This window comes from Streptomyces sp. NPDC045431 (assembly GCF_040646655.1).
Taxonomy (GTDB): domain Bacteria; phylum Actinomycetota; class Actinomycetes; order Streptomycetales; family Streptomycetaceae; genus Streptomyces.
The window spans coordinates 189,372-212,823 of the sequence record NZ_JBEZAQ010000004.1 but is presented as its reverse complement, the minus strand read 5'-3'; the positions used below and the strand labels follow the sequence as shown (position 1 = coordinate 212,823).

Annotated in this window: 26 protein-coding genes; 15 read left to right on the top strand and 11 right to left on the bottom strand. The window is 72.2% G+C overall.

Annotated elements, in window-relative coordinates:
* Positions 1-92: 92 nt before the first annotated feature.
* Positions 93-698 (top strand): hypothetical protein, encoded by a 606-nt coding sequence (locus AB0A69_RS12075; RefSeq protein ID WP_361418952.1) that lies wholly within the window; start codon positions 93-95, stop codon positions 696-698.
* Between the two features lie 48 nt (positions 699-746).
* On the opposite strand, the gene AB0A69_RS12070 is transcribed toward AB0A69_RS12075, so the two are convergent.
* The 5 genes from AB0A69_RS12070 to mce form a co-directional block, all read right to left on the bottom strand.
* Positions 747-1,526: an ABC transporter permease subunit gene (locus AB0A69_RS12070; RefSeq protein WP_361418949.1), complete on the bottom strand. Its 780-nt coding sequence runs from the start codon at positions 1,524-1,526 to the stop codon at positions 747-749.
* 5 nt (positions 1,527-1,531) lie between these two features.
* Positions 1,532-2,470 (bottom strand): ABC transporter ATP-binding protein, encoded by a 939-nt coding sequence (locus AB0A69_RS12065; RefSeq protein ID WP_361418946.1) that lies wholly within the window; start codon positions 2,468-2,470, stop codon positions 1,532-1,534.
* An 89-nt stretch (positions 2,471-2,559) separates the two neighbouring features.
* Positions 2,560-3,498: a cellulose-binding protein gene (locus AB0A69_RS12060; protein WP_361418943.1), complete on the bottom strand. Its 939-nt coding sequence runs from the start codon at positions 3,496-3,498 to the stop codon at positions 2,560-2,562.
* Positions 3,499-3,613: 115 nt separating this feature from the next.
* Positions 3,614-7,732 (bottom strand): polarized growth protein Scy, encoded by a 4,119-nt coding sequence (gene scy / locus AB0A69_RS12055; RefSeq protein WP_361418940.1) that lies wholly within the window; start codon positions 7,730-7,732, stop codon positions 3,614-3,616.
* Positions 7,733-7,897: 165 nt separating this feature from the next.
* Positions 7,898-8,350: a methylmalonyl-CoA epimerase gene (gene mce, locus AB0A69_RS12050; RefSeq protein ID WP_361418937.1), complete on the bottom strand. Its 453-nt coding sequence runs from the start codon at positions 8,348-8,350 to the stop codon at positions 7,898-7,900.
* A 147-nt stretch (positions 8,351-8,497) separates the two neighbouring features.
* On the opposite strand from mce, the gene AB0A69_RS12045 reads away from it, so the two are divergent.
* Positions 8,498-9,706 (top strand): acetyl-CoA C-acetyltransferase, encoded by a 1,209-nt coding sequence (locus AB0A69_RS12045; protein WP_361418934.1) that lies wholly within the window; start codon positions 8,498-8,500, stop codon positions 9,704-9,706.
* A 16-nt stretch (positions 9,707-9,722) separates the two neighbouring features.
* Positions 9,723-10,679, top strand: a complete 957-nt coding sequence (gene meaB / locus AB0A69_RS12040) for a methylmalonyl Co-A mutase-associated GTPase MeaB (RefSeq protein ID WP_361418931.1) — start codon at positions 9,723-9,725, stop codon at positions 10,677-10,679.
* 58 nt (positions 10,680-10,737) lie between these two features.
* Here the strand turns inward: meaB and AB0A69_RS12035 are convergent, their stop codons facing one another.
* Positions 10,738-11,166 carry a PepSY domain-containing protein gene (locus tag AB0A69_RS12035; RefSeq protein ID WP_361418928.1) on the bottom strand — a complete coding sequence of 143 codons (429 nt, stop codon included), beginning with the start codon at positions 11,164-11,166 and terminating at the stop codon, positions 10,738-10,740.
* A gap of 125 nt (positions 11,167-11,291) precedes the next feature.
* On the opposite strand from AB0A69_RS12035, the gene AB0A69_RS12030 reads away from it, so the two are divergent.
* Positions 11,292-11,951, top strand: coding sequence for a response regulator transcription factor (locus AB0A69_RS12030; protein ID WP_361418925.1), 660 nt, complete (start codon positions 11,292-11,294; stop codon positions 11,949-11,951).
* Between the two features lie 5 nt (positions 11,952-11,956).
* Entirely contained in the window at positions 11,957-13,342 is a 1,386-nt protein-coding gene (locus tag AB0A69_RS12025) for a HAMP domain-containing sensor histidine kinase (protein WP_361419785.1), read from the top strand.
* Here AB0A69_RS12025 and AB0A69_RS12020 read toward each other — a convergent pair.
* The 4 genes from AB0A69_RS12020 to AB0A69_RS12005 all read right to left on the bottom strand — a co-directional run bounded on the left by AB0A69_RS12020 (position 13,339) and on the right by AB0A69_RS12005 (position 16,047).
* Positions 13,339-13,815 carry a MarR family transcriptional regulator gene (locus AB0A69_RS12020; protein WP_361418922.1) on the bottom strand — a complete coding sequence of 159 codons (477 nt, stop codon included), beginning with the start codon at positions 13,813-13,815 and terminating at the stop codon, positions 13,339-13,341. The genes AB0A69_RS12025 and AB0A69_RS12020 overlap by 4 nt on opposite strands.
* A gap of 158 nt (positions 13,816-13,973) precedes the next feature.
* On the bottom strand, positions 13,974-14,744 hold the full coding sequence (locus AB0A69_RS12015; protein WP_361419781.1) for an AIM24 family protein: 771 nt from the start codon (positions 14,742-14,744) through the stop codon (positions 13,974-13,976).
* Between the two features lie 14 nt (positions 14,745-14,758).
* On the bottom strand, positions 14,759-15,409 hold the full coding sequence (locus AB0A69_RS12010) for an AIM24 family protein (protein ID WP_361418919.1): 651 nt from the start codon (positions 15,407-15,409) through the stop codon (positions 14,759-14,761).
* Positions 15,409-16,047: an AIM24 family protein gene (locus AB0A69_RS12005; RefSeq protein WP_361418916.1), complete on the bottom strand. Its 639-nt coding sequence runs from the start codon at positions 16,045-16,047 to the stop codon at positions 15,409-15,411. The genes AB0A69_RS12010 and AB0A69_RS12005 overlap by 1 nt, the downstream gene beginning before the upstream one ends.
* Before the next feature lie 149 nt (positions 16,048-16,196).
* Between AB0A69_RS12005 and AB0A69_RS12000 the strand changes: the two genes are divergently transcribed.
* The 10 genes from AB0A69_RS12000 (at position 16,197) to AB0A69_RS11955 (ending at position 22,715) form a co-directional block, all read left to right on the top strand.
* The gene (locus AB0A69_RS12000) at positions 16,197-16,544 is read left to right on the top strand and encodes a DUF3817 domain-containing protein (protein WP_361419778.1); all 348 of its coding nucleotides are present in this window, start codon (positions 16,197-16,199) and stop codon (positions 16,542-16,544) included.
* The gene (locus AB0A69_RS11995; RefSeq protein ID WP_361418913.1) at positions 16,541-16,834 is read left to right on the top strand and encodes an MTH1187 family thiamine-binding protein; all 294 of its coding nucleotides are present in this window, start codon (positions 16,541-16,543) and stop codon (positions 16,832-16,834) included. The genes AB0A69_RS12000 and AB0A69_RS11995 overlap by 4 nt, the downstream gene beginning before the upstream one ends.
* 138 nt (positions 16,835-16,972) lie before the next feature.
* Positions 16,973-17,728, top strand: coding sequence for a hypothetical protein (locus AB0A69_RS11990; RefSeq protein ID WP_361418910.1), 756 nt, complete (start codon positions 16,973-16,975; stop codon positions 17,726-17,728).
* Positions 17,725-18,405, top strand: a complete 681-nt coding sequence (locus AB0A69_RS11985; protein WP_361418907.1) for a DUF4166 domain-containing protein — start codon at positions 17,725-17,727, stop codon at positions 18,403-18,405. Before AB0A69_RS11990 ends, AB0A69_RS11985 begins: the two co-directional genes overlap by 4 nt.
* A complete protein-coding gene (locus AB0A69_RS11980; RefSeq protein WP_361418904.1) occupies positions 18,402-19,031 on the top strand; it encodes a TetR/AcrR family transcriptional regulator in 630 nt (209 codons plus the stop codon). Before AB0A69_RS11985 ends, AB0A69_RS11980 begins: the two co-directional genes overlap by 4 nt.
* A gap of 76 nt (positions 19,032-19,107) precedes the next feature.
* On the top strand, positions 19,108-19,617 hold the full coding sequence (locus AB0A69_RS11975) for a MarR family transcriptional regulator (protein ID WP_361418901.1): 510 nt from the start codon (positions 19,108-19,110) through the stop codon (positions 19,615-19,617).
* Positions 19,618-19,682: 65 nt separating this feature from the next.
* Positions 19,683-20,015, top strand: a complete 333-nt coding sequence (locus tag AB0A69_RS11970; RefSeq protein WP_361418898.1) for a DUF3817 domain-containing protein — start codon at positions 19,683-19,685, stop codon at positions 20,013-20,015.
* A gap of 74 nt (positions 20,016-20,089) precedes the next feature.
* Positions 20,090-21,790, top strand: coding sequence for a methylmalonyl-CoA mutase family protein (locus AB0A69_RS11965; RefSeq protein ID WP_361418895.1), 1,701 nt, complete (start codon positions 20,090-20,092; stop codon positions 21,788-21,790).
* Positions 21,791-21,810: 20 nt separating this feature from the next.
* Positions 21,811-22,221, top strand: a complete 411-nt coding sequence (locus AB0A69_RS11960; RefSeq protein WP_361418892.1) for a hypothetical protein — start codon at positions 21,811-21,813, stop codon at positions 22,219-22,221.
* Positions 22,222-22,223: 2 nt separating this feature from the next.
* Positions 22,224-22,715, top strand: coding sequence for a GNAT family N-acetyltransferase (locus AB0A69_RS11955; protein WP_361419775.1), 492 nt, complete (start codon positions 22,224-22,226; stop codon positions 22,713-22,715).
* A gap of 20 nt (positions 22,716-22,735) precedes the next feature.
* Here AB0A69_RS11955 and AB0A69_RS11950 read toward each other — a convergent pair whose 3' ends face one another.
* Complete coding sequence (locus AB0A69_RS11950) at positions 22,736-23,368, bottom strand: TetR/AcrR family transcriptional regulator (RefSeq protein WP_361419772.1); 633 nt, start codon at positions 23,366-23,368, stop codon at positions 22,736-22,738.
* Positions 23,369-23,452 lie beyond the last annotated feature (84 nt).

Sequence of the window (23,452 nt, the reverse complement as noted above, 5' to 3'; positions counted from 1 at the left end):
ACGGACCCCTCCCTGATCGCTGCTAGGGTGACGTGCGCTCGTCAAGAACGGGCCCCTTCCGCACGCACTCACATCTTCAACGGGGGTTGAACGTGAAGCTTCGCCATGTCCGCGCGGTCGCCGTCTTCGGCATCGTCCTCGTCACCCTGACCGGCGCCCGTGGCTCGCACGGCGGCTCCTGCGGCGGCAGCAGCAGTGGCAGCAGCAGTAGCAGTAGCAGCAGCGGCGGCGGCACCAGCACCAGCGGTGGTTACGACGGCTCGACCGGGGCCACGGGGTCCACCGACTCCACCTCCGGCTCGACCTCCGGCTACGGCGACAGCGGCTACACCAGCGGCTACACCACCAGCGGCACCTCGACCAGCAGCAGCGGCAGCAGCAGCGGAAGCGGCAGCAAGGCCAAGCCCGGTGACGACAAGGGCGTCTCCATCACCGAGTGCTTCTACGACCCGAGCCGGGGCATCGTGGCGCGCGTCAGCGCCCACAACACCAGCACCTCGGAGCAGTACACCTACAAGTTCCAGGTCCGCTTCACCGACCCGGAGCGCAACGTCCTCGGCACCCGGGACTCCATGATCCCGTGGGTGCAGCCGGGCAAGCTGGAGAAGACCGACGTCGCCACCCCCTACTGGGCCAAGGACGGCGACGGCAGCGGCGGCTCCTGCGAGCTCGTCAGCGTCAGCCGCACCACGCTCTGACCTCCTCGTGCGGCGGCGCGCCCACACGGCCCGCGCCGCCGCACGCTCCTACGCGTCCCGCCGCTTCAGCACCACGTACCCGCCGGCCAGCGCCGCCGCCACCCACAGCACCATGATGCCGAGCCCGCCCCACGGGCCGTACGGCGCCGGATCGCTGCCCATCGCGCCCGGGACCACCTGCATGATCGTGGAGCCCGCCTGGTCGGGGAAGTACTCCGCCACCTCCTTCGCCTTCGGCACGGCCGACAGGATCTGGGAGATGAGGAAGAAGAACGGCACCAGGATGCCCAGCGACAGCACCGTCGAGCGCAGCATCGCCGCGACCCCCATCGAGAACACCGCCATCAGGCCCATGTAGAGACCGCCGCCGACCACGGCGCGCAGCACGTTCTCCTCGCCGATGGTCGTCCGGTGCTCGCCCAGCAGCGCCTGGCCCAGGAAGAACGAGGCGAAGCTCGTCAGCAGGCCGACGGCCAGCGCGAGCACGCCCGCCACCGCGATCTTGCCGAAGAGGAACGTACCGCGCCGGGGCACGGCCGCCAGCGAGGTGCGGATCATGCCGGTGCTGTACTCGGTGCCGACGACCAGGACCCCGAACACCACCATCGCCAGCTGGCCCAGCAGCATGCCGGAGAAGCTGACCACGGTCGGGTCGAACGTGGCCTGCTCGATGGGCGGCATGTCGTCGAAGGTCGCCTTCACCAGCGCGCTGAGCGCCGCGCCCATCGCGACCGTCACCACGAGCGCGCTCGCCAGCGTCCAGACCGTCGACGAGACCGTACGGATCTTGGTCCATTCGGAGCGCAGGACCGCGGGGACCGATGCCATCGTCGTCAGACCTCCCTCGGGGCCCACTGCGGGGCGTCCGCGGCGTGCGCGTGGTACTCCACCGCAGCCGCCGTCATCTGCATGAACGCCTCTTCGAGCGAGGCCCGCTGCGCGCTCAGTTCGTGCAGCGTGATCCCGTGCCGGCCCGCCAGCTCGCCGATCGCCTCCGTCGTCGCGCCGTCGACCTCCAGCGTGCCGCCGGCCGTCTCGGTCGCCGTCAGACCGGCGCCGAGCAGGGCCTCGCGGAGCTCGGCGCGCTGCGGTGAACGTACCCGGACGTAACTTCTGGAGTTCTGGTGAATGAAATCCGCCATCGATGTGTCGGCGAGCAGCTTGCCCTGCCCGATCACGATCAAGTGGTCGGCGGTCAGCGCCATTTCACTCATCAGATGGCTGGAAACGAAGATCGTCCGGCCTTCGGCGGCCAGCGTCTTCATCAGATTGCGGATCCAGTGAATTCCCTCGGGGTCCAGACCATTGACGGGTTCGTCGAAGAGGAGGACTTGCGGATCACCCAGCAGCGCGGCGGCGATTCCCAGCCGCTGGCCCATTCCCATCGAGAAACCTTTCGGTTTCTTCCTGGCCACGGCGGTGAGCCCCACAAGATCGAGAACTTCGCCCACCCGCCGCTCCGGAATGCGATTGGACTGGGCCAGGCAGAGCAGGTTGTTGTACGCGCTGCGCCCGCCGTGCATGGCCCTCGACTCCAGCAGCGCGCCGATGTACTTGAGCGGCTCGTCCAGGTCCCGGTAGTGCTTGCCGTCGATCCGGACCGTCCCGCTGGTCGGATGGTCCAGACCGAGCATCATCCGCATGGTGGTCGACTTGCCGGCGCCGTTCGGCCCGAGGAAGCCCGTCACCACGCCGGGGCGCACCCGGAAGGAGAGGTGGTCGACCGCCGTCTTCGTACCGAACCGTTTCGTCAGCCCCTCGAGCTCGATCATCCGACCACGCTACGGGCGCACGAAGCCCCCCGCCACCGGTACGCACCGGAAAGTCGGGGGGCCGAGTGGAGCAGCGGTGTGCGCTCGGGTCAGCGGCCCTGCTGCGCCGGGACGCCGCGGGAGACCGGCTCGTCGTCGACCGGGGAGCCCGCCGCGGCCACCGCCGCGCCGGTCAGCGTGGCCAGCATCTCGCGGACGTTGGTCAGCTGGGCGTTGATGGAGTCGCGACGGTTCGTCAGCGCCGCCAGCTCGCGCTCCGATTCGCTGCGGATCCGGTCGGCCTTGGCGTTCGCGTCGGCCACGATGTCCTCGGCCTGACGCTGCGCGGTCTCCACCGTCTGGCGGGCCCGGCGCTCCGCGTCCGTACGCAGCTTCTCCGCCTCCAGGCGCAGCTGCTCCGCCCGGTGCTCGATCTCGGCGAGGCGCTTCTCCGCCTTGGCCTGACGGGCGGCCAGGTCCCGCTCGGACTGCTCCCGCCGCTTGGCGAGGTTCGTCTCGAAGTCGGCGGCGGCCTGCGCGGCCTTCGCGCGGGTCTCCTCGAAGAGGGCGTCGGCCTCCTCGCGCTTGGACTGCGCGTCCTTCTGCGCCTCGGAGCGCAGCGTGTTCGCCTCGCCCTGGGCCTTCTCGACGATCCGGACACCCTCGTCCTCGGCCTTCGCCTTGCGCTCGGCGGCGAACGCCTCGGCGTCGTTGCGCACCTGCTGCGCGGCCGCCTCGGCCAGCTCGCGGTGCTGCTCGGCGGCGCGACGGGCCTCCTCGCGCAGGTCCTTCGCCTCCTCCTCGGCCAGGCGGAGGATCTTCTCGACACGGGCGCCGAGGCCGGCGTACGACGGCTCGGCGTCGCTGACCTGGGCCTGGGCGTTCTGGGTCTCGAGGTGGAGCTCCTCGATGCGCTTTTCCAGAGAGGTGATACGGGCCAGAGCACTGTCTCGGTCGGCGACGAGCTTGGTAATGCGGTCGTCCACCTGACCGCGGTCGTAACCACGCCGCACGAGCTCGAAGCCGAAGGGGGAGGAAGTGTCGCTCATGGGGTTCCTGTCGAATGAGACCGGTGAGGTGTTAGGGGGAATCCTAGGGGCCGAGGCGGCGTGTCTTCGAGCGGATGCCCGTTCAAACTACAGAATGTCCAGCCTTTTGAGTGGCTTAACCGTCGGATGACTTGCTACTCGAACGGGTAACCCCGGCCGTCGCGCCCGCCTTGACTCCGCTGTCCTTGGTACCCCCTGACGGCGCTTCGAACGACTCCAATGCCTCCAATACGTCCTGAACGCGCGAAATCTCCGCCTGAATGTCCTCGCGCCTGCGCACCAGAACCTCCAGTTCCCGCTTCCCCTCCGAGATCATCTTCTCGGCTTCGCGCTCCGCGTCCGCCTTGATCTTTTCGGCCTGACGGGTGAGCTCGGCCTTCTTCTGCTCGGCCTCCTTGAGCAGCCCCTCGGCCTTCTTCACCGCCGAGATACGGACCTTCGCCGCCTCCGAATTGGCGTCCGACAGCAGCTGCTTCGCCTTCTCCTCCGCCTCGGCACGCTGCTCGGTGGCGGCCTTGACCAGCTTGTCCACCCGTTCGCCCGCCGACTTCATCTGTTCGGCGGCCTCCCGACGGGCCCGTTCGTGCAGCTCCTCGATCTCCGACTCGGTCCGGGAACGCAGCTCCTCCGTGCGCTCCCTTATGGCCGTGGCGTCACCGCGCGCCTCGCGCAGCAGCTCGTCCGCGTCCGTCCGGGCCTTCTCCACGAGGGTGTTGCCCTCGATGGTCGCCTCGGAGACGATCCGCTCGGCCTCCTTGCGGGCCACGCCCACCATCGTGTCGGCCTGCGCCTCCGCCTCGGCGGTGGCGCGCAGCGCCTCCTCCTGGGCCTTCGCGATGAGCTGGTCCGCCTGTTCGGCCGCGTCCGCGCGGCGCTTCGCCGCCGCCTCGCGCGCCTCGTCGACCACCCGGTCGGCCTCGGCCCGCGCCTCGGCGCGCATCCGCTCGGCGGCCGCCTCCGACTCCGCGCGGTGCCGCTCGGCCTCCGCCCGCATGCGCTCGGCCGCCTGCTGCGCCGAACCGACCGTCTCGGCCGCCGCCGCCCGCAGCCGCTCGGCCTCGTCGGCCGCCTCGTTCCGTACGCGCTCGGTCTCGCGCTCCGCGTCGGCGCGCAGCCGCTCCGACTCGCCCGTCGCCTCGGCGACCAGCCGCTCCGCCTCCGCCGTCGCCTCCGCGACCAGCCGCTCGGCACGCTCGGCCGTCTCGGCGCCGACGCGCTCCGCCTCCGCGGTGGCCTCGCCGATGAGCTGGTCCGCCTGCGCGGCCGCGTCGGCGCGCCGCTTGTCGGCGGCCTTGCGGGCCTCGTCGAGGACCTGCTCGCCGTCCGCGCGGGCGGCGGCGCGCAGCGCCTCGGCCTGCGCCTCGCCCTCCGCCTTGACCTGCTCGGCCTCGGTACGCAGCCGCGCCGCGTCCTGCTCGGCGGTCGACAGCAGCTCGGCCGCCTCCGCCGTCATCCGCTCGGCCTCGCTCGTCGCCTCGCCCACCAGCCGGTCGGCCTGCGCAGCGGCCTCCGACCGGATGCGGTTGGCGTCCTCGCGGGCGTCCGCGCGCGTCCGGGCCGCGTCCTGCTCCGCCGACGCGAGCGAGTCGGACGCCTCGGTCCGCACCCGCTGGGCGTACTCCGCGGTGTCCTTCTTCAGCCGCTCCGACTCGGTGATGGCATCCGCCATCGTCCGCTCGGCCAGCGCCTTGGCGGCGTCCGTCTCCTCCTGCGTACGGGCGCGCAGCTGCGCCGCATCCTCGGCGGCCCGCTCCCGCTCCGCGTACGCGTCGGCGCGGACCCGGTCCGCCTCCTCCTGCGCCTCGGTGCGGGTGCGCTCCGCCGCGTGCTCGGCGGCCGACCGCAGCCCGGCGATCTCCTCCTCGGCCTGCTCCTGGAGCCCGGCGACCGAGTCCCGCACCTGCTGCGCGGTCTGCTCGGCGGCGGCGACCATCTCGGTGGCCCGCCGGTCCGCCTCCTCCACCAGCCGCTGCGCCTCGGTCTGCGCCTCCTCGACGCGCTTGCGCGCCGACGCCAGCAGCTCCTCGCTCTGCTCGCGAGCCCGCTGCCGCTCCTGGTCGGCCTCCGCGCGCGCCGAACCGAGCGTCTCCTCCGCCTCGCGGCGGCGCCGGTTCGCCTCCTCCTGCGCGGCGGCCAGCTCTTCGGCGGCCTCCGCCGTGACCCGCTCGGCCGCGGCCTGCGCCTCGGCCCGCACTCGGTCCGCCGACTCCTGCGCCTCGCTCTTGAGCCGCTCGGCCTCCGCGGCGGCCTCCGAACGCAGCAGGACCGCGGCGTTCTCCGCCTCCGCGCGGGCGGCGGACGCGTCCGCCGCCGCCTCCGTCCGCAGCCGCTCGGCCTCCTGCTCGGCCTGCGCCTGGAGCGTACGGATCCGCTCGGCGGCCTCGGCGCGCTGCCGCTCGGCCTCCTCGGCGGCCTCCCGGCGCAGCCGCTCGGCGTCCGCCCGGGCGTCGGTCAGCGCCTGCTCGGCGGCCGTGAGGCGGGCCTCCGCCTCCGCGTGCAGCCGGGCCAGCTCCTCGGCGGCCTCCGCCTGCCGGGCCGCGATGCCCCGCTCGGTCTCCTCGCGCAGCGCGGCGGCGGCCTGCTCGGCCGCGGCCCGCACCGACTCGGCCTGCTCCTCGGCCTCGCCGCGCAGCTGGTCGGCCTCCTCGCGGGTGCGCTCCAGCGCCTCATCGGCCTGCCTGCGCAGGGCCGTCGCCCGCTCGACCGCCTCGGTACGCAGCCGCTCGGTCTCGGCGGCGGCCGCCGTGCGCAGCTCGTCCGCGTCCGCCTTCGCCTTGGTCAGCAGCTCCTCGGCGGTCTTCGCCGCCTCCTCGATCTGCTGGACGGCCTCGCGTCGCGCCTCGCCCCGGATCCGCTCGCCCTCGGCGATGGCGTCGGCCCGCAGCTGCTCGGCCTCCCCGCGCAGCCGGCGCGCCTCCTCCTGGAGCTCGACCGTCTTGGCGCGGTACTCCGCGGTGTCGTCCTTCGCCGCGCCCTTGAGCTCCTCGGCGGTGTCGTGCGCCTCCGCGCGCAGCCGGTCCGCCTCGGCCTCGGCCTCACGGCGGATCCGCTCCGCCTCCTCGGCCGCCTTGCGGGTGGTCTCGCTCGCGTCCTCGGACGCCTTGGACAGGACCTCCTCGGCGGTCCGCGCCGCCTTGGCCAGCTGCGCCGCCGAGTCCTCGGCCGCCTTCGTACGCGCCTTCTCGGCGGCCTCCGCGACGAGCTTCTCGGCCGCCGCGCGCGCGTCGGCGAGCGCCTGCTCGGCCTCCGCCTTGAGCGCCTCGGACTCCTTCGTCGCCTCCGCGACCAGCCGGGCGATCTCCGCCTTGGCCGTACGCGTACGCTGCTCGGTCTCCGACTCGGCGGTCGACAGCCGCTTGGCCGCCGCATCCCGGGCCTCCGTGACGACCTTGTCCGCCTCGGCGCGCGCCTCGCGCAGCCGCTCGTCGGCCTCCTGCAGCCGCTGCTCGGCAGCCCGGCTCAGCTCGGTCGCCTGCTGGCGGGCCTGCTCGGACTCCGCGGTCGTCGCGCTGCGCAGCTGCTCGGCGTGGCTGGTGGCCTCCGCGGCCTGCGTGGAGGCGGCGTTCAGCAGCCGCTCGGCGTCCTTGCGGGCGCGCAGCAGGATCGCCTCGGCCTCGGCGCGGGCGGTCTCCGTCTGGGAGCTGAGCCGCTGGCGGGCCTCCTCCGCGAGGCGGGTGGCCTCGGCGCGGGCCGCCGCCAGGGACTGCTCGGCCTCCGCGCGGGACTCCTCCAGCAGGCGGCGGGCCTGCGCCTCGGTGCGGGCGCGCAGCTGCTCGGCCCACGCCACGTTCTCGTTGACGTGCGCCTCGACGGTCTGCCGGCGCTCCGCGAGCTCCTGGTCCAGCTGCTGGCGCCGCTGTACCGCCTCCGCGTGCAACTCCGCCTGGAGCCGGGCCTGGTGCTCGGCGTGCTCCTGGAGGATCCGCTGCGTCTGGGCGCGCGCCTCGCGCAGCTCGCGCTCGGCGTCCGAGCGCAACTGCTCCGCCTGGATCTGCGCGTTGCGCAGCAGCTGCTCGGCCTGGTAGCCGACGTCCGCGCTGTCGTAGGCGGGCCGGGTGGCGATGGTGCGGCGCGCCTCGTGGAGCTTGGCGCGCAAGACCTCGACCTGGTAACCGAGGTCCTCGGCGTGCTGGACGGCCTTCTCCCGCTCGGTCTTCAGCCGGTCCATCTCGGCTTCGAACCGCGAAAGGTGGTCGTCAGCCCGGTGGCTCTCCTGGCGTTCGTAGCCCCGCACTGCGCGGTCCCATCCGTCCCCTGGTCGCAACTCTCTTGTTCGAGCACCGTTCGCCGGCGAACGGCCCCCCGGGGAATGGTGTCAGACCACTGTCGGGGACGCGGCGCGGCCCCGGTCCGTCCCCGGCCCGGAGCCGCCCACTCTACCGGGCCGGGAATCCGGAGGTCAGTGCTCCGTTGAGGACTGGTCAGAGGACGGCTTCGCCGATGTGACGAGTTCGGTCAGGACCCCGTGGCAGTCCTTGGGGTGCAGGAACGTGATCCGCGACCCCATGGAGCCGATGCGGGGCTCGTCGTACAGCACCCGCACCCCCTTCTCCCGGATCGCCGCGGCGTCGCCGTCCACGTCCGCCGTGCCGAAGGCGATGTGGTGGACGCCCTCGCCGTTCTTGGCCAGCCACTTCCCGACGGCCGAGTCCTCGCGGGTCGGCTCCAGCAGCTGCAGGTAGGAGGCGCCGCCGTCGGACGTCTCGTTGATCTTGAGCATGGCCTCGCGCACGCCCTGCTCTTCGTTGACCTCGGTGTGGAAGACCTCGAAACCGTACGTGGCACGGTAGAACTCGACGGTCTTGTCGAGGTCGAAACAGGCGATCCCGATGTGGTCGATTCGCGTCAGCATGGGACCAGTGCAGCGCCGAAGGAGGTGGTTACGCAACGTGCGCGCGATCACACCGACTGCCCGGTGACCGGGCCCGTACCGCTCAGTACATTGGCAGTAAACCCTCGTTCACTCCTCAGCCCCCGTGCTGGAAGGGGATCGTGCCTCATGTCTGGAACGACCGGTACCACCTCAGTCATCGTCGCGGGCGCACGCACGCCCATGGGCCGCCTGCTCGGCTCCCTGAAGTCCTTCTCGGGCGCGGACCTCGGCGGCTTCGCCATCAAGGCCGCGCTGGACCGTGCCGGCATCGGCGGCGACCAGGTGCAGTACGTGATCATGGGGCAGGTGCTCCAGGCCGGCGCCGGCCAGATCCCCGCCCGGCAGGCCGCCGTCAAGGCCGGCATCCCGATGAACGTCCCGGCGCTCACCATCAACAAGGTGTGCCTCTCCGGGCTCGACGCCATCGCGCTCGCCGACCAGCTGATCCGCGCCGGCGAGTTCGACGTGATCGTCGCCGGCGGCCAGGAGTCCATGACCAACGCGCCGCACCTGCTGCCCAAGTCCCGCGAGGGCTACAAGTACGGCGCGATCGAGATGCTCGACGCCATGGCGTACGACGGTCTCACCGACTCCTTCGAGGGCATCGCCATGGGCGAGTCCACCGAGAAGCACAACACGCGGCTCGGCATCCCCCGCGAGGCGCAGGACGAGATCGCCGCCCTCTCCCACCAGCGCGCCGCCGCCGCGCAGAAGAACGGCGTCTTCGAGGCCGAGATCACGCCCGTCGAGATCCCGCAGCGCAAGGGCGACCCGGTGATCTTCTCCAAGGACGAGGGCATCCGCCCCGAGACCACGGCCGAGTCGCTCGGCAAGCTGCGCCCCGCCTTCGCCAAGGACGGCACCATCACGGCCGGCTCCTCCTCGCAGATCTCCGACGGCGCCGCCGCCGTCGTCGTCATGAGCAAGGCCAAGGCCGAGGAGCTCGGCCTGGAGTGGATCGCCGAGATCGGCGCCCACGGCAACGTGGCCGGGCCGGACAACTCGCTCCAGTCCCAGCCGTCCAACGCCATCGCCCACGCCCTGAAGAAGGAGGGGCTGGAGGTGTCGGACCTGGACCTGATCGAGATCAACGAGGCGTTCGCGGCGGTCGCCGTCCAGTCAATGAAGGACCTCGGGGTTACGCCCGAAAAGGTGAACGTCAATGGCGGCGCGATCGCCCTCGGGCACCCCATCGGCATGTCCGGTGCCCGTCTCGCCCTCCACCTGGCGCTGGAGCTCAAGCGGCGCGGCGGCGGGATCGGCGCCGCGGCGCTGTGCGGTGGTGGCGGCCAGGGCGACGCCCTGATCCTCCGCGTTCCCGGCAACGGCAAGTAAGGGAGTTGTGTAAGTGATGGTGGACGTCCCCGCACTGGTGGCCCAGGCACGGGAGGGCCGGCCGCGCGCCGTGGCCCGGCTGATCTCGCTCGTGGAGGGGGCGTCCCCGCAGCTCCGTGAGGTGATGGCGGCGCTGGCCCCGCTGACGGGCAGGGCGTACGTCGTCGGCCTGACCGGCTCGCCCGGTGTCGGCAAGTCGACCTCGACGTCGGCGCTGGTCTCCGCGTACCGGCGGGCCGGGAAGCGGGTCGGCGTCCTCGCCGTCGACCCCTCGTCGCCCTTCAGCGGCGGCGCGCTCCTCGGCGACCGGGTGCGGATGTCCGAGCACGCGTCGGACCCGGGCGTCTACATCCGCTCCATGGCGACGCGCGGGCACCTCGGCGGCCTCGCGTGGGCCGCGCCGCAGGCCATCCGCGTCCTGGACGCGGCCGGGTGCGACGTGGTGCTGGTGGAGACCGTGGGCGTGGGCCAGTCGGAGGTCGAGATCGCCTCCCAGGCCGACACCTCGGTCGTGCTCCTCGCTCCCGGGATGGGCGACGGGATCCAGGCGGCGAAGGCGGGCATCCTGGAGATCGGCGACGTGTACGTCGTCAACAAGGCCGACCGCGACGGCGCCGACGCCACGGCGCGTGAGCTGAACCACATGCTCGGGCTCGGCGAGTCCCGCGGGCCGGGTGACTGGCGCCCGCCCATCGTCAAGACGGTGGCGGCGCGGGGCGAGGGCGTCGACGAGGTCGTCGAGGCCCTGGAGAAGCACCGCGCCTGGATGGAGGAGCGGGGCGTCCTCGCGGAGCGCCGCCGGGCGCGGGCGGCGCACGAGGTCGAGACCATCGCCGTCACGGCCCTGCGCGAACGCATCGGGGACCTCCACGGCGACCGCCGCCTGGACACCCTCGCGGAGCGCATCGTGACGGGCGGCCTCGACCCGTACGCGGCGGCCGACGAACTGGTGGCGGGCCTGACGGGCAACTGACCGCCGACGCGGCGAGGCCCCGTCGCGGGGCCTCGCCGTGCGCCGGGCGCGGGACGCGTCAGTCGTCCTGGCCCTGGTCCTCGCTCTGGTCCTGGGCCTGACCCTCGTTCCGGTCGTCGTCCTGGCCCTGGTCGTCATCCCGGTCCTGGGCGGCCTTCGCCGTCGTCGCGTCGACCGTCCACTCCTGGACCTTGCCGTCCTTCGTCAGCAGCTCGACGTCCCAGTTCAGGCGGCCCGTGTCGTCATCGTCGTCCAGGTCCAGCGAGACCACGGTCCCGTGGCCCGCGACCGACTTCAGCGCCTGCTCGGCGGTGACCTTCGGCGCCTTCAGGGTGCTCTCGGCGTCGTGGTCGTCCGTGACCACCTGCGTCGCGGTCTGCGACCCCTTCGGGGCGTCCTCGTCCGTCGACGCGGCGAACGCCGCCGCCGTGCCGCCCGTCAGCAGGGCCGCCGCGGTGACGGTCGCGATGATCAGGTTGCGCTTCATGGAGTGGCCTCCCGTGGGTGGGTCGGTGATTCCTGCGGTACGGCAACCACCCTGCGCCCCGGCGGCTGAACGCAGCCTGAAGCCGCCTGAAGCCTTCTTCAGCTTCCGTTTGCGACCCTGAACCCATGCGCCTGTTGATCGTGGAGGACGAGAAGCGGCTCGCCCTGTCCCTCGCCGCCGGACTGCGCGCCGAAGGGTTCGCCGTCGACGTCGTGCACGACGGGCTCGAAGGGCTGCACCGCGCCGGCACCGGTTCGTACGACCTCGTCGTCCTCGACATCATGCTCCCGGGCATGAACGGCTACCGCGTCTGCGCGGCCCTGCGCGCCGCCGGGCACGACGTGCCGATCCTGATGCTGACCGCCAAGGACGGCGAGTACGACGAGGCCGAGGGGCTGGACACCGGCGCCGACGACTACCTGACCAAGCCGTTCTCGTACGTCGTGCTCGTGGCCCGGGTGAAGGCCCTGCTCCGGCGGCGCGGCCGCACCGCGTCGCCCGTGCTGCGGGCCGGGCCGCTCACCGTGGACACCGCGAGCCACCGCGTACGTCTGGACGAGACGGAGGTGGGCCTGACGGCGAAGGAGTTCGCCGTGCTGGAGCAGCTCGCGACCCGGCCGGGCGAGGTGGTGTCGAAGGCGGAGATCCTGGAGCACGTGTGGGACTTCGCGTACGAGGGCGATCCGAACATCGTCGAGGTGTACGTCAGCGCCCTGCGCCGCAAGCTGGGCCCGGAGCTCATCACGACGGTGCGCGGCGCCGGCTACCGGCTGGAGGAGCGGTGAACCTCCTGCGCTCCGTGCGCGCCCGTACGGCCCTGGGCGCCACGCTCGTCGTCGCGGTCGCGCTCGTCGTCGCCGGGGTGACGCTGCTGGCCGTCCTCCGGTCCCACCTCGTCGACCAGGCCGGGCTCCAGGCGGAGGTCTCCGCACGGTCCGTCGCCGCCCAGATCGCCGGGGGCACGCCCCTCGGCCGGCTGGACCTGCCCGACGACACCGAGGAGCACCCGGTCCAGGTCGTCGACGAGGACGGCCGCGTGGTCGCCATCGGCGAGGACATCCAGGCCATCGGCGGGACGGCGAGCACGGCGACCCGGGCCGTCCCCCCGGCGGACGGGGAGGGCGAGACGGAGGCCGGCGAGGTCTCCGACGAGGCCGCGTACTCGACCGGCGACGTCACCGTGGACGGCGAGAGGGCCACCTACCGCTTCGCCGCCGTGCAGGCGTCCGGCCCGCAGGGCGAGGCCACCGTGTACGCGGGCGCCCCGCTGGCGACCACGTCGGCCACGGTCGCGGGCGTACGCGGCGCGATGCTCGCCGCCCTCCCGGGCCTGCTGCTCGTCGTCGGAGGGGTGACGTGGCTGGTCACCCGGCGGGCGCTGAAGCCGGTGGAGGGCATCCGCCGCGAGATGGCGGCGATCACGGCCTCCGAGGACCTGTCACGCCGGGTGCCCGAGCCGTCCACGCACGACGAGGTCGCCCGGCTGGCGCGGACGACCAACGAGACGCTGGCCGCCCTGGAGGCGAGCGTGGAGCGGCAGCGGCGGTTCGTCGCGGACGCCTCGCACGAGCTGCGCAGCCCCATCGCCAGCCTGCGCACCCAGCTGGAGGTGGGCGCGGCCCACCCGGGGCTGCTGGACGTGCCGGGCGCCGTCGCCGACACCGTACGGCTCCAGCAGCTGGCGGCGGACCTGCTGCTGCTGGCGCGCCTGGACGCGGGGGAGCGGCCGGGGCGGACGCGCCTCGACCTGGCCGAGCTCGTACGGGAGGAGGTCGCGCGGCGCGGCGGCGACCGGGTACCGGTGCGGGTGGCGGCGGCGCCGGAGGGTGCGGCGGTCAGCGGGTCGCGCGGGCAGCTGGCGCGCGTGCTGGGCAACCTGCTGGACAACGCGCAGCGGCACGCGGCCACGCGGGTGGCCGTGACCGTACGGTCCGAGGGGCGCGAGGTCGTCCTGGCCGTCGAGGACGACGGGGCGGGTGTGCCGGAGGGCGAGCGGGAGCGGATCTTCGAGCGGTTCGTCCGGCTGGACGACGCACGCAGCCGCGACGAGGGCGGCGCGGGGCTCGGCCTCGCCATCGCCCGGGACGTCGCCGCCGGGCACGGCGGCACCCTCGCGGTCCGCCGGTCCCCCTCCGGCGGAGCGCTGTTCGAACTGCGGCTGCCCGGTGCCCGTTAGGGCTTGCCGCGCAGACCGCGCAGCTGTTCCGCGATGGGGTGCAGGGAGGCGTGGAGCTGCTCCAGCGCGTCCGGGTTGAGCAGGTCGATGAAGTGCTTGCGCACCGACTCGACATGGTGCGGCGCGACCTTCCGCATGGTCTCCATGCCCTGGTCGGTGAGGACCGCGTACAGCCCGCGCCGGTCCGACTCGCAGTTCTCCCGGCGGACCAGGCCCGCGTTCTCCATGCGGGTGATCTGGTGGGAGAGGCGGCTCTTGGACTGGAGCGTCGCCGCCGCCAGGTCGCTCATCCGCATGCGCCGTTCGAGGGACTCCGAGAGGTTCACCAGGATCTCGTAGTCGTTGATGGTCAGGCCGAACGGCTGGAGGTCCTTCTCCAACTGGTACGTCAGCAGCCTGTTGACGTCCAGATACGTACGCCAGGCCTGCTGCTCGGCATCGGTCAGCCAGGGGATGGCCGTCTCGGTCTCCATGTATGGATTCTACCTAAGAAGTTGAATGCTGGACGAAATGAGGGTCAGTGACGCCGGGCTTCTCCGGCCCCCCGTCCTCGACGGCTGGGTGGCGGCCCCGTGACAGGGGGTGCCAAGGGTGCAGACGTTCGAGGGCGTCACACTCCGCAGACTACCGCTCACAGCCCGAAGCGACGCTGGAGGTCCCCCAGCTGACCGGGAAGGCGCGGTACGGACCCGTGCTGACCGTGGCCGGATCCATGCGTTCCGCCGCCGCCCGGAACCCCCGGCTCATGGGGCACCGCCCCGGTCGCCTGCTCCGCCATCAGCGCTTCCGAGGACTGCAGCAGCACCGTGCCGGCCCCCACGAACTCGAACTGGTGCTCCTCGCCGGACGCCCCGCCGATCCCCGTCAGCTGCCGCAGCCCGCCCATGACCCCGCTCATGTAGCCGTGGTCGTAGTGGTGGCAGGGCGAGGGGCAGTCGGCCCAGCCGACCAGCGCCTGCGGGTCCACGCGCAGCGGCGGCTCCATGAAGACCACCGGCCCGTTCGACGCCGCCACGAACTTCCCCGTGCCGATGAGGGTGAGGAAGCCCGGCACGATCGACTGCTTCAGGGCGAGGCTCGGCTGGAAGGCCAGGAGGTTGCCGGCCCGGATGGTGAGGTTGCCCTCGTCCAGGTCGTAGGAGTTCACGTCGAAGGCCCGGTCCGCCAGCAGCATCTTGCCGCTGCCCTCCGCCACCACCCAGTCGCTCGCGTGGAGCGGCGAGTGGAAGGAGGTGCGCACGAGCCGGTCGAGACGGCCGTGACCGATGCCGTTGAAGTCGATGCGCCCGTAGTAGGCGATCATCTTGCCCTTCTGCAGGAACCACTGGGAGCCCTTCAGCTCCACACAGAAGGTGTACGGATTGACGTTGTCGTCGCTCGGCAGGGTCGAGGGGTCGTGCATGACAAGTGCGCTGCTCACAGCTTCTCCTCCGACGCCTGGACGTACACCACTCCGTTGCCGCTCAGCTCCAGCTGGAACGCCTCGCCCGAGCCGCGCCCCACCATGTCGCGCCAGCCCAGCGCGGTGGAGAGCTTGTTGCGCACGTCGCCGCGGTGGGCCACGTACGCCTGCGGGTCGACGTGCACCGGGCGGGACGGGCCGATCGGCAGTTCGATGACCCCGCCGTGGGCCATCACGGCGACCGCGCCGTGGCCCTTGAGGGTCGTGGTGAACAGGCCCTGCCCGGTGACCTGGCCGCGCACCATGCCCATGACGCCGCCCTGTGCGCCCATGAACATCGTGCCCTGCTCCAGGGTCCCGTCGAAGGCGAGGAGCCGGTCGGCCTCCACGTACAGCGTGTCGCCGGACAGCCGGATCACCTGGATGTGGTGGCCGCCGTGCCCGAACATGACGGTGCCACTGCCCTCCACCGTCATGAGGGGAGTGGCCTCACCGGCCACGCGGCGGCCGATCATCGACATCAGGCCGCCCTGGCCGCCGGCCGTGTTCGGCGTGAAAGTGACGTCGCCGCGGTACGCGAGCATCGCGCCGCGCTGGCTGAACATCTTCTGGCCGGGCGCGATCGTCGCCTCGACCATCTTCGCGTTGATCTCGCGGAACGGCATCAGATCTCGCCCCCGACGGTGTTGCGCTCGCTCGGCTGCACGTAGACGAGCCCGTCGCCCTCGAAGCGGATCTGGAACGCCTCGCCGCCCCCCTCGCCCAGGAACGTGCGGAACGTCACACCGGACTGGAAGCTCTGCTGCACGTTGCCCTGGTGCGCGATGTACGCGCCGGGGTCCACGGACAGCGGATACTGCGGCGTCACGCGGAGCACGACCGCCGGGCCGTCCGACATGATCGCCGCCTGGCCCGAGCCCTCGACGGTCGTCGTGAACAGCCCCGTACCGGTGGCCCCGCCCCGCAGCCCGGTGAAGCTGGTGCCGGTGCGCAGCCCGCCGTCCGCGCACAGCAGGTTGCTGGACTCGACGAAGAGCTTGTCGCCGTGGAGCTGGACGAGGTTGATCTCGGAGGCGCGGTCGGCGAAGAAGCAGGTGCCCTGCCCCTTGACCTCCATCATCTCCATCTGTTCGCCGGTGAGCCGACGGGTGACCATGCCGCGCAGGCCCTCACCGCCGCCGGACATCTTCTTGAAGGCCATCTGGCCGTCGTACGCGACCATCGAGCCGTTCTTCGCTTTGACGGCGTCACCGGTCAGGTCGACGGCGAGCACCTTGCTGCCTTGGAGTCGGAACGTTGCCACGCCATGACGGTAACCGGTGGTCCAAGGCGCGGACAGGGCCCTGGGGAGGATCCCGACCCTGATAAAGCGCAGGCAAAGTCGCCTGGCACAATGGGGCGAACCCGCTTGTGAGTCGATTCACAAGATCGATGACGACGAAGGTGCTGCCCGTGGACATCAAGACCGCCTCCTCCCTCCACCGCCTCCGACTGGTCTCCGGTCCGGAGGCCGTCTCGTTCCTCCTGCTGCTCGTGTGCTCGGTGCTCAAGCGCACGACGGAGTTCAACGCGGTCCCGGTGATGGGCGCGATCCACGGCGTGCTCTTCATCCTGTACGTGCTCTTCTGGCTCGACGCCTGGAACCGCACCAAGTGGGAGCTGAAGACCGCCGCCCTCTACTTCGTCCTGTCGGTGCTGCCCTTCGGCGGTTTCTTCGCCGACCGCAAGCTCAAGCGCGCCGCGGACGACGCGGTCATCGCCTCCCGTGCCCGCCGCAAGGGTGTGGTGGAGTCCGCATGATCGTCGCCTTCTCCGTCACCCCGCTCGGCGTCGGCGAGGAGGTCGGCGAGTACGTCGCCGACGCCGTCCGCGTCGTCCGTGAATCCGGCCTGCCGAACCGTACCGACGCGATGTTCACCTCCATCGAGGGCGAGTGGGACGAGGTCATGGACGTCGTCAAGCGCGCCGTCGCCGCCGTCGAGGCGCGCGCGCCGCGCGTCTCGCTCGTCCTCAAGGCCGACGTCCGCCCCGGCGTGACGGACGGCCTGACCGCGAAGGTCGAGACGGTGGAGCGGCACCTGTCCGCCTGAGCGTCTCGGTGTGAACGTGTGAACCCCGGTCCACGTGGACCGGGGTTTTTTCACATCCCCTGATTGAGCGACTGCTCAAAGGCTGTTAGGTTCCTTTTGAGCGGTCGCTCAAAAGGGTGGCCCCGGGGGGAGAACGCCGTGCTGTACGTGGAAGCGCGCATCCGCGCGGACCTGGACGTGCTCTGGGAACGCACCCAGGACCCGGCCCGGCACCAGCGGTGGGACCTCCGTTTCACGGAGATCGCCCCGCTGCCTTCCGCGCCCGGCGCGCCGCAGCGGTTCCGGTACGCCACCCGGGTGCTGCCCTTCCTGACCGTCGCCGGCACCGGTGTCTCCGCGGGGGAGCGCCACCGGGCCGGCGGCGAGCGGGTCTCCGCCCTGCGGTTCTCCTCTCCGCACCCGCTCTCCCTGCTCGCCGAGGGCAGCGGCTACTGGCGGTACGTACCGACCCCCGACGGCATCCGCTTCCTCACCGGCTACGACTACCGGCCACGCTGGGGCCGCTTCGGCGTACTCGCCGACCGGCTGGTGTTCCGGCCCCTGATGGGCTGGGCCACCGCCTGGTCCTTCGACCGGCTCCGCCTGTGGTGCGAGCGCGGCATCAGCCCGGCCCGCTCCCTCGCGTACGCGCTCGCGGAGGCGGCGGTCCGGACCGCGGCCGTCCTCGCGGGCGCCGCGGGGGTGTCGGCGGGCCTCCTCCCGGGTGCCGGGGGCGGCGGCCCGGTGTCCGAGGGCGGTGGCCCGGTGGCCGCCCTCTGCGCCCTCGCGCTCACCGCCGTCGCCCTGCTCGTGCCGCCGTCTCCGCGCACCCCGGCCGCCCGCCGCTGCCTGCGCACCCCGCCCCCACGGAGTGCGGCGCCCCGCCTCCTCGCCACGCTGGAGCACCCCTCGTGACCTCGATCTTCGCCCGCGCCATGGGCGCCGACTTCGACCGCCTCCACCCGCAGCTGCGGCGGCGCTTCTCGGTCGGCCTCGACAGCGGCGAAGCCTGCACCGGCCACGGCGTGATGGACCGGATCTGGCACGGCCGCGCCTTCGTCAAGCCGTTCCTCGCGCTCGGCGGGACGCGCAACATCCTGATCCCGCGCACCGGCCGCGACATCCCCTTCACCATCGAGAACGTCCCCTACACCGACTCCCACGGCCGCGAGACGGTCACCTTCGTACGGACCTTCGCGCTGCCCGGCGGGCCCCGGCGCTTCGACGCCACGATGGTGTACAGCGGCGAGCGCGACTGCGTCCTCGACTACCTCGGCACCCACCAGCACCTCGCCAGCGACCTGCGCTTCACCGCCGAGCCCGACGGTTCCCTGCTCATCCGCTCGGGCGAGCACCGCTTCCGCGAGGGGGCCGTGGACGTCCGCGTACCGGAGCTGATCAGCGGTGACGCCGAGGTGCGCGAGTCGTATGACGATGCGACGGGCCGCTTCCGCATCCGGGTCCGGGTCGTCAACCGCCGCTTCGGGCCGCTCTTCGGTTACGAGGGCTCCTTCACGGCCGCGTACACCGACGTACGCTCGCACGGGGTGCGGGCCGGGCTGCGCCCGGTGCGGGAGGAGATACGGGCGTGAGCCAGGACACCAAGGTCAAGCTGCTGGAAGGCGCGCTGCGCACGCTCGCCGAGCAGGGCATCGCCAAGACGTCCGCCCGCTCCATCGCCGCGGCCGCCGGCGTCAACCAGGCCCTCGTCTTCTACCACTTCGGCTCCGTCGAGGAACTCCTCGCCGCCGCCTGCCGCCACGGCGCCGAGCAGCGCGTCGCCCGCCACCGCGACCGCCTCCGCGGCGTCTCCACGCTCGCGGAGCTCCTCGACTTCGGGCGCGAGATGCACGCCGAGGAACGGGCCGCCGGCAACGTCGCCTTCCTGGGGCAGCTGCTCGCCGGTGCGCAGGCACAGCCGCGCCTGGCGCCGGCCACCGCCGCCGGGCTGGACCTCTGGATCGACGAGATCGAGCAGGTCCTCGTCCGCGTGCTGGCGGGGACGCCGATCGCCGAGTTCACCGACTCGGCGGGGCTCGCCCGCGCCGTCGCCGCCTCCTTCATCGGCCTCGAGCTGTACGAGGGCGTCGACGCGGACGGCGCCGCACGCGCCCTCGGCGCGCTGGAGCAGCTCGCCGCGCTGGCCGCCGCCCTGGAGGAGCTCGGCCCGCTCGCCCAGCGGGCCGTGCGGCACCGGCTGCGCCGTACCACCCGGTGACCGCGGGCCGGAGCGAGATCGACCGAAAAGCGAGACGGGGCTGACCAGCATGTGACCACTCGGTAAGGTCGGTGACGTGCCCAAGCCCCTCAGTCTCCCGTTCGATCCCATCGCCCGCGCCGACGAACTCTGGCAGCAGCGCTGGGGCCCCGTCCCCTCGATGGCCGCGATCACCTCGATCATGCGCGCCCATCAGATCCTGCTCGCCGAGGTGGACGCGGTCGTCAAGCCGTACGGGCTGACCTTCGCGCGGTACGAGGCGCTGGTGCTGCTGACCTTCTCCAAGGCGGGCGAGCTGCCGATGTCGAAGATCGGCGAGCGGCTGATGGTCCACCCGACCTCGGTGACCAACACCGTCGACCGCCTGGTCCGCTCCGGCCTGGTGGCCAAGCGCCCCAACCCCAACGACGGCCGCGGCACCCTCGCCTCCATCACCGACAAGGGCCGCGAGGTGGTGGAGGCGGCCACGCGCGACCTGATGGCGATGGACTTCGGGCTGAGCGTGTACGACGCCGAGGAGTGCGCGGAGATCTTCGCGATGCTGCGGCCGCTGCGGATCGCGGCGCACGACTTCGAGGAGAAGTAGGCCCCCGCTCCCGGGGGCCCGCCCCGCGCGAAGATCGCCCGGAACGTCACGTTACGCTCGACGCCATGAAGAGGAGCGTGCTGACCCGCTACCGGGTCATGGCCTATGTGACCGCCGTCATGCTGCTCGTGCTCTGCACGTGCATGATTTTCAAGTACGGGTTCGACACGGGCGAGGACGTGACCTTCATGGTCTCCCAGGCCCACGGCGTCCTCTACATCATCTACCTGATCTTCGCCTTCGACCTCGGCTCCAAGGCGAAGTGGCCGTTCGGCAGGCTCCTGTGGATCCTGCTCTCCGGCACCATCCCCTTCGCCGCCTTCTTCGTCGAGCGCACGGTCGTCCGCGACGTCGAGCCGCTGCTCACCGACGCCGCTCCGGCGGCCGCCAAGGTCTGATCCCACCGCCGCGGGCCATGCCCGCGGCGGTCGGCCATCGACATTTACTAGGACGTCCTAGTAAATTCGAAGGTATGGACGCTGACGCCATCGAGGAAGGCCGCCGACGCTGGCAGGCCCGCTACGACGCCGCGCACAAGCGCGACGCCGACTTCACCACGCTCTCCGGTGACCCGGTCGAGCCGGTCTACGGGCCCCGGCCCGGAGACACCTATGAGGGCTTCGAGCGGATCGGATGGCCGGGCGAGTACCCCTTCACCCGCGGCCTGTACCCGACGGGCTACCGGGGCCGTACCTGGACCATTCGCCAGTTCGCCGGGTTCGGCAACGCCGAGCAGACGAACGAGCGCTACAAGATGATCCTCGGCAACGGCGGCGGTGGCCTGTCCGTCGCCTTCGACATGCCGACCCTCATGGGCCGCGACTCCGACGACCCCCGCTCGCTCGGCGAGGTCGGCCACTGCGGCGTCGCCATCGACTCCGCCGCCGACATGGAGGTCCTCTTCAAGGGCATCCCCCTCGGCGACGTCACCACGTCCATGACCATCTCCGGTCCGGCCGTGCCCGTCTTCTGCATGTACCTGGTCGCCGCCGAGCGGCAGGGCGTCGACCCGTCCGTCCTCAACGGCACCTTGCAGACGGACATCTTCAAGGAGTACATCGCGCAGAAGGAGTGGCTCTTCCAGCCCGAGCCCCACCTGCGCCTCATCGGCGACCTGATGGAGCACTGCGCCGCCCGCATCCCCGCGTACAAGCCGCTCTCCGTCTCCGGCTACCACATCCGCGAGGCCGGCGCGACGGCCGCGCAGGAGCTGGCGTACACGCTCGCCGACGGCTTCGGCTACGTCGAGCTGGGGCTGTCCCGCGGCCTGGACGTCGACGTCTTCGCGCCGGGCCTGTCCTTCTTCTTCGACGCGCACGTCGACTTCTTCGAGGAGATCGCCAAGTTCCGCGCCGCCCGCCGCATCTGGGCCCGCTGGATGAAGGAGGTCTACGGCGCGCAGACCGACAAGGCGCAGTGGCTGCGGTTCCACACCCAGACCGCCGGTGTCTCGCTCACCGCGCAGCAGCCCTACAACAACGTCGTGCGCACGGCCGTCGAGGCCCTCGCGGCGGTGCTCGGCGGGACCAACTCGCTGCACACCAACGCACTCGACGAGACCCTCGCCCTGCCCTCCGAGCAGGCCGCCGAGATCGCCCTGCGCACCCAGCAGGTGCTGATGGAGGAGACCGGCGTCGCCAACGTCGCCGACCCGCTGGGCGGTTCCTGGTACGTCGAGCAGCTCACCGACCGCATCGAGGCCGACGCCGAGAAGATCTTCGACCGGATCAAGGAACGCGGCCTGCGCGCCCACCCCGACGGGCAGCACCCCATCGGCCCCATCACCTCCGGCATCCTGCGCGGCATCGAGGACGGCTGGTTCACCGGCGAGATCGCCGAGTCCGCCTTCCGCTACCAGCAGGCCCTGGAGAAGGGCGACAAGAGGGTCGTGGGCGTCAACGTCCACACCGGCTCCGTCACCGGTGACCTGGAGATCCTGCGGGTCAGCCACGAGGTGGAGCGCGAGCAGGTCCGGGTCCTCGCCGACCGCAAGGCCCGCCGCGACGACGCGCGCGTCCGGGCGTCGCTGGACGCCATGCTCGACGCCGCGCGGGGCGGCGCCAACATGATCGAGCCCATGCTGGAAGCCGTACGGGCCGAGGCCACGCTCGGCGAGATCTGCGACGCCCTGCGCGACGAGTGGGGCACGTACACCGAGCCCCCGGGCTTCTAGCCCTGCCTAAACTGCGCCGCATGACAGTCCTCCCCGCACCGGTCCCGGGCGTGGCCGTCCGCTACTGGTACGTGGGGGCCTGCGGCCCCTTCGCGCTGTTCGACGCGGACTTCGAGCCGCCGGGACCGGACGGGGAGAGCGAGTTCCTCAACCTGGTCCCGGCGAAGCTGCTGCCGCCCGGGTACGCGGACGCCCTCTGGCAGGGCGTCCGCGAAGGCCTGCGCGGCACGGCCGCCGCCGTGCTGCTCACGCACGCGCGCCACCACGAGCTCGACTCCTCGGAGCGGGCCTTCCGTGACGCCGGCGAGATGGCGGGCCGCGCCGCCCTCGTACGCGCCGGGTTGCTGCCGGCGGAGGAGGGGCCGCCGGCCAGGTTCGTACGGGCCCCGGCGGCCCGGACCAAGCGCGAGAAGGGCAAGCTGTGCCGATGAGGATCACCATCAGGGAAGCCACCGCGGACGACTGGCCCGCCATCTGGCCGTTCTTCCACACCATCGTCGCCGCGGGCGACAGCTTCACCTACCCCGTCGACCTGGGGGAGGAGGAGGGCCGCGACTGGTGGCTCCTCGCCGCCCCCAACCGTACGGTCGTCGCCGTCGACGACGAGACCGGAGCGGTCGTCGGCACGGCGAAGATGAACCGCAACCAGGCGGGCAACGGCGGCCACGTGGCGAGCGCCAGCTACATGACCGACCCGGCGTACGGCGGGCGGGGTGTGGGGCGGGCGCTCGTCGAGTACTCGCTGGAGTGGGCGCGGGCGGCCGGTTTCCGGGCCATGCAGTTCAACGCCGTCGTGGAGGCGAACGTCCACGCGGTGCGCCTGTACGAGCGGCTCGGCTTCCGCGTCGTCGGCACGGTGCCGGAGGCCTTCCACCACCCCGAGAAGGGGTACGTGGGCCTGCATGTCATGCACCGTCCGCTCTGAGCGGGGCGGCCTGAGCGGCGTCAGTCCTGGGCGGGGGCGGCGGCCGCCGCGAGCCCTCCGAGCAGGAGCGCGGTGAAGCGCTGGACCCAGTCGGCGTCGACGGGTTCGGCGCTCACCAGTGCGCGGTGGACCACCGCGCCGGCGATGACGTCGAAGATCAGGTCGTCGGTGCCGGGGGCGGGGGCGGGCGCAGGCGGCAGTTCGCCGCGGGCCTGCGCGCGGCGGCGGCCCTCCAGGACGAGCCGTTTCTGGCGCTCGACGATGGAGGTGCGGATGCGCTCGCGCAGCGGCTCGTCGCGGGTGGACTCGGCGATGACGGCCATCAGCGCCGTCTTGGTCTCCGGCCGCTCCAGGAGCGCGGCGAACTGCAGGACCACGCCTTCGATGTCGGCCATGAGGCTTCCGCGGTCGGGGAGTTCGAGCTCGTCGAAGAGGACGGCGACGGCGTCGACGACGAGTTCGTTCTTGCTCGCCCAGCGGCGGTAGAGGGTGGTCTTGGCGACCTTGGCGCGGGTGGCGACGTCGCTCATCGTCAGCTTGGACCAGCCCAGCTCGACCAGCGCGGCCCGGGTGGCCTCCAGGATCGCGGTGTCGGCCTCGGCGCTGCGGGGGCGGCCGGTACGGCTGCGAGGACTGGTGGGGCTGCTGCACATGACGCCCGACCATACCGGCGAGTAGGTCCCGTCGCCCGGTGCCGCGCGTGTGATCGAGTTCACCGGGGGGTACTCCTGCGGGAC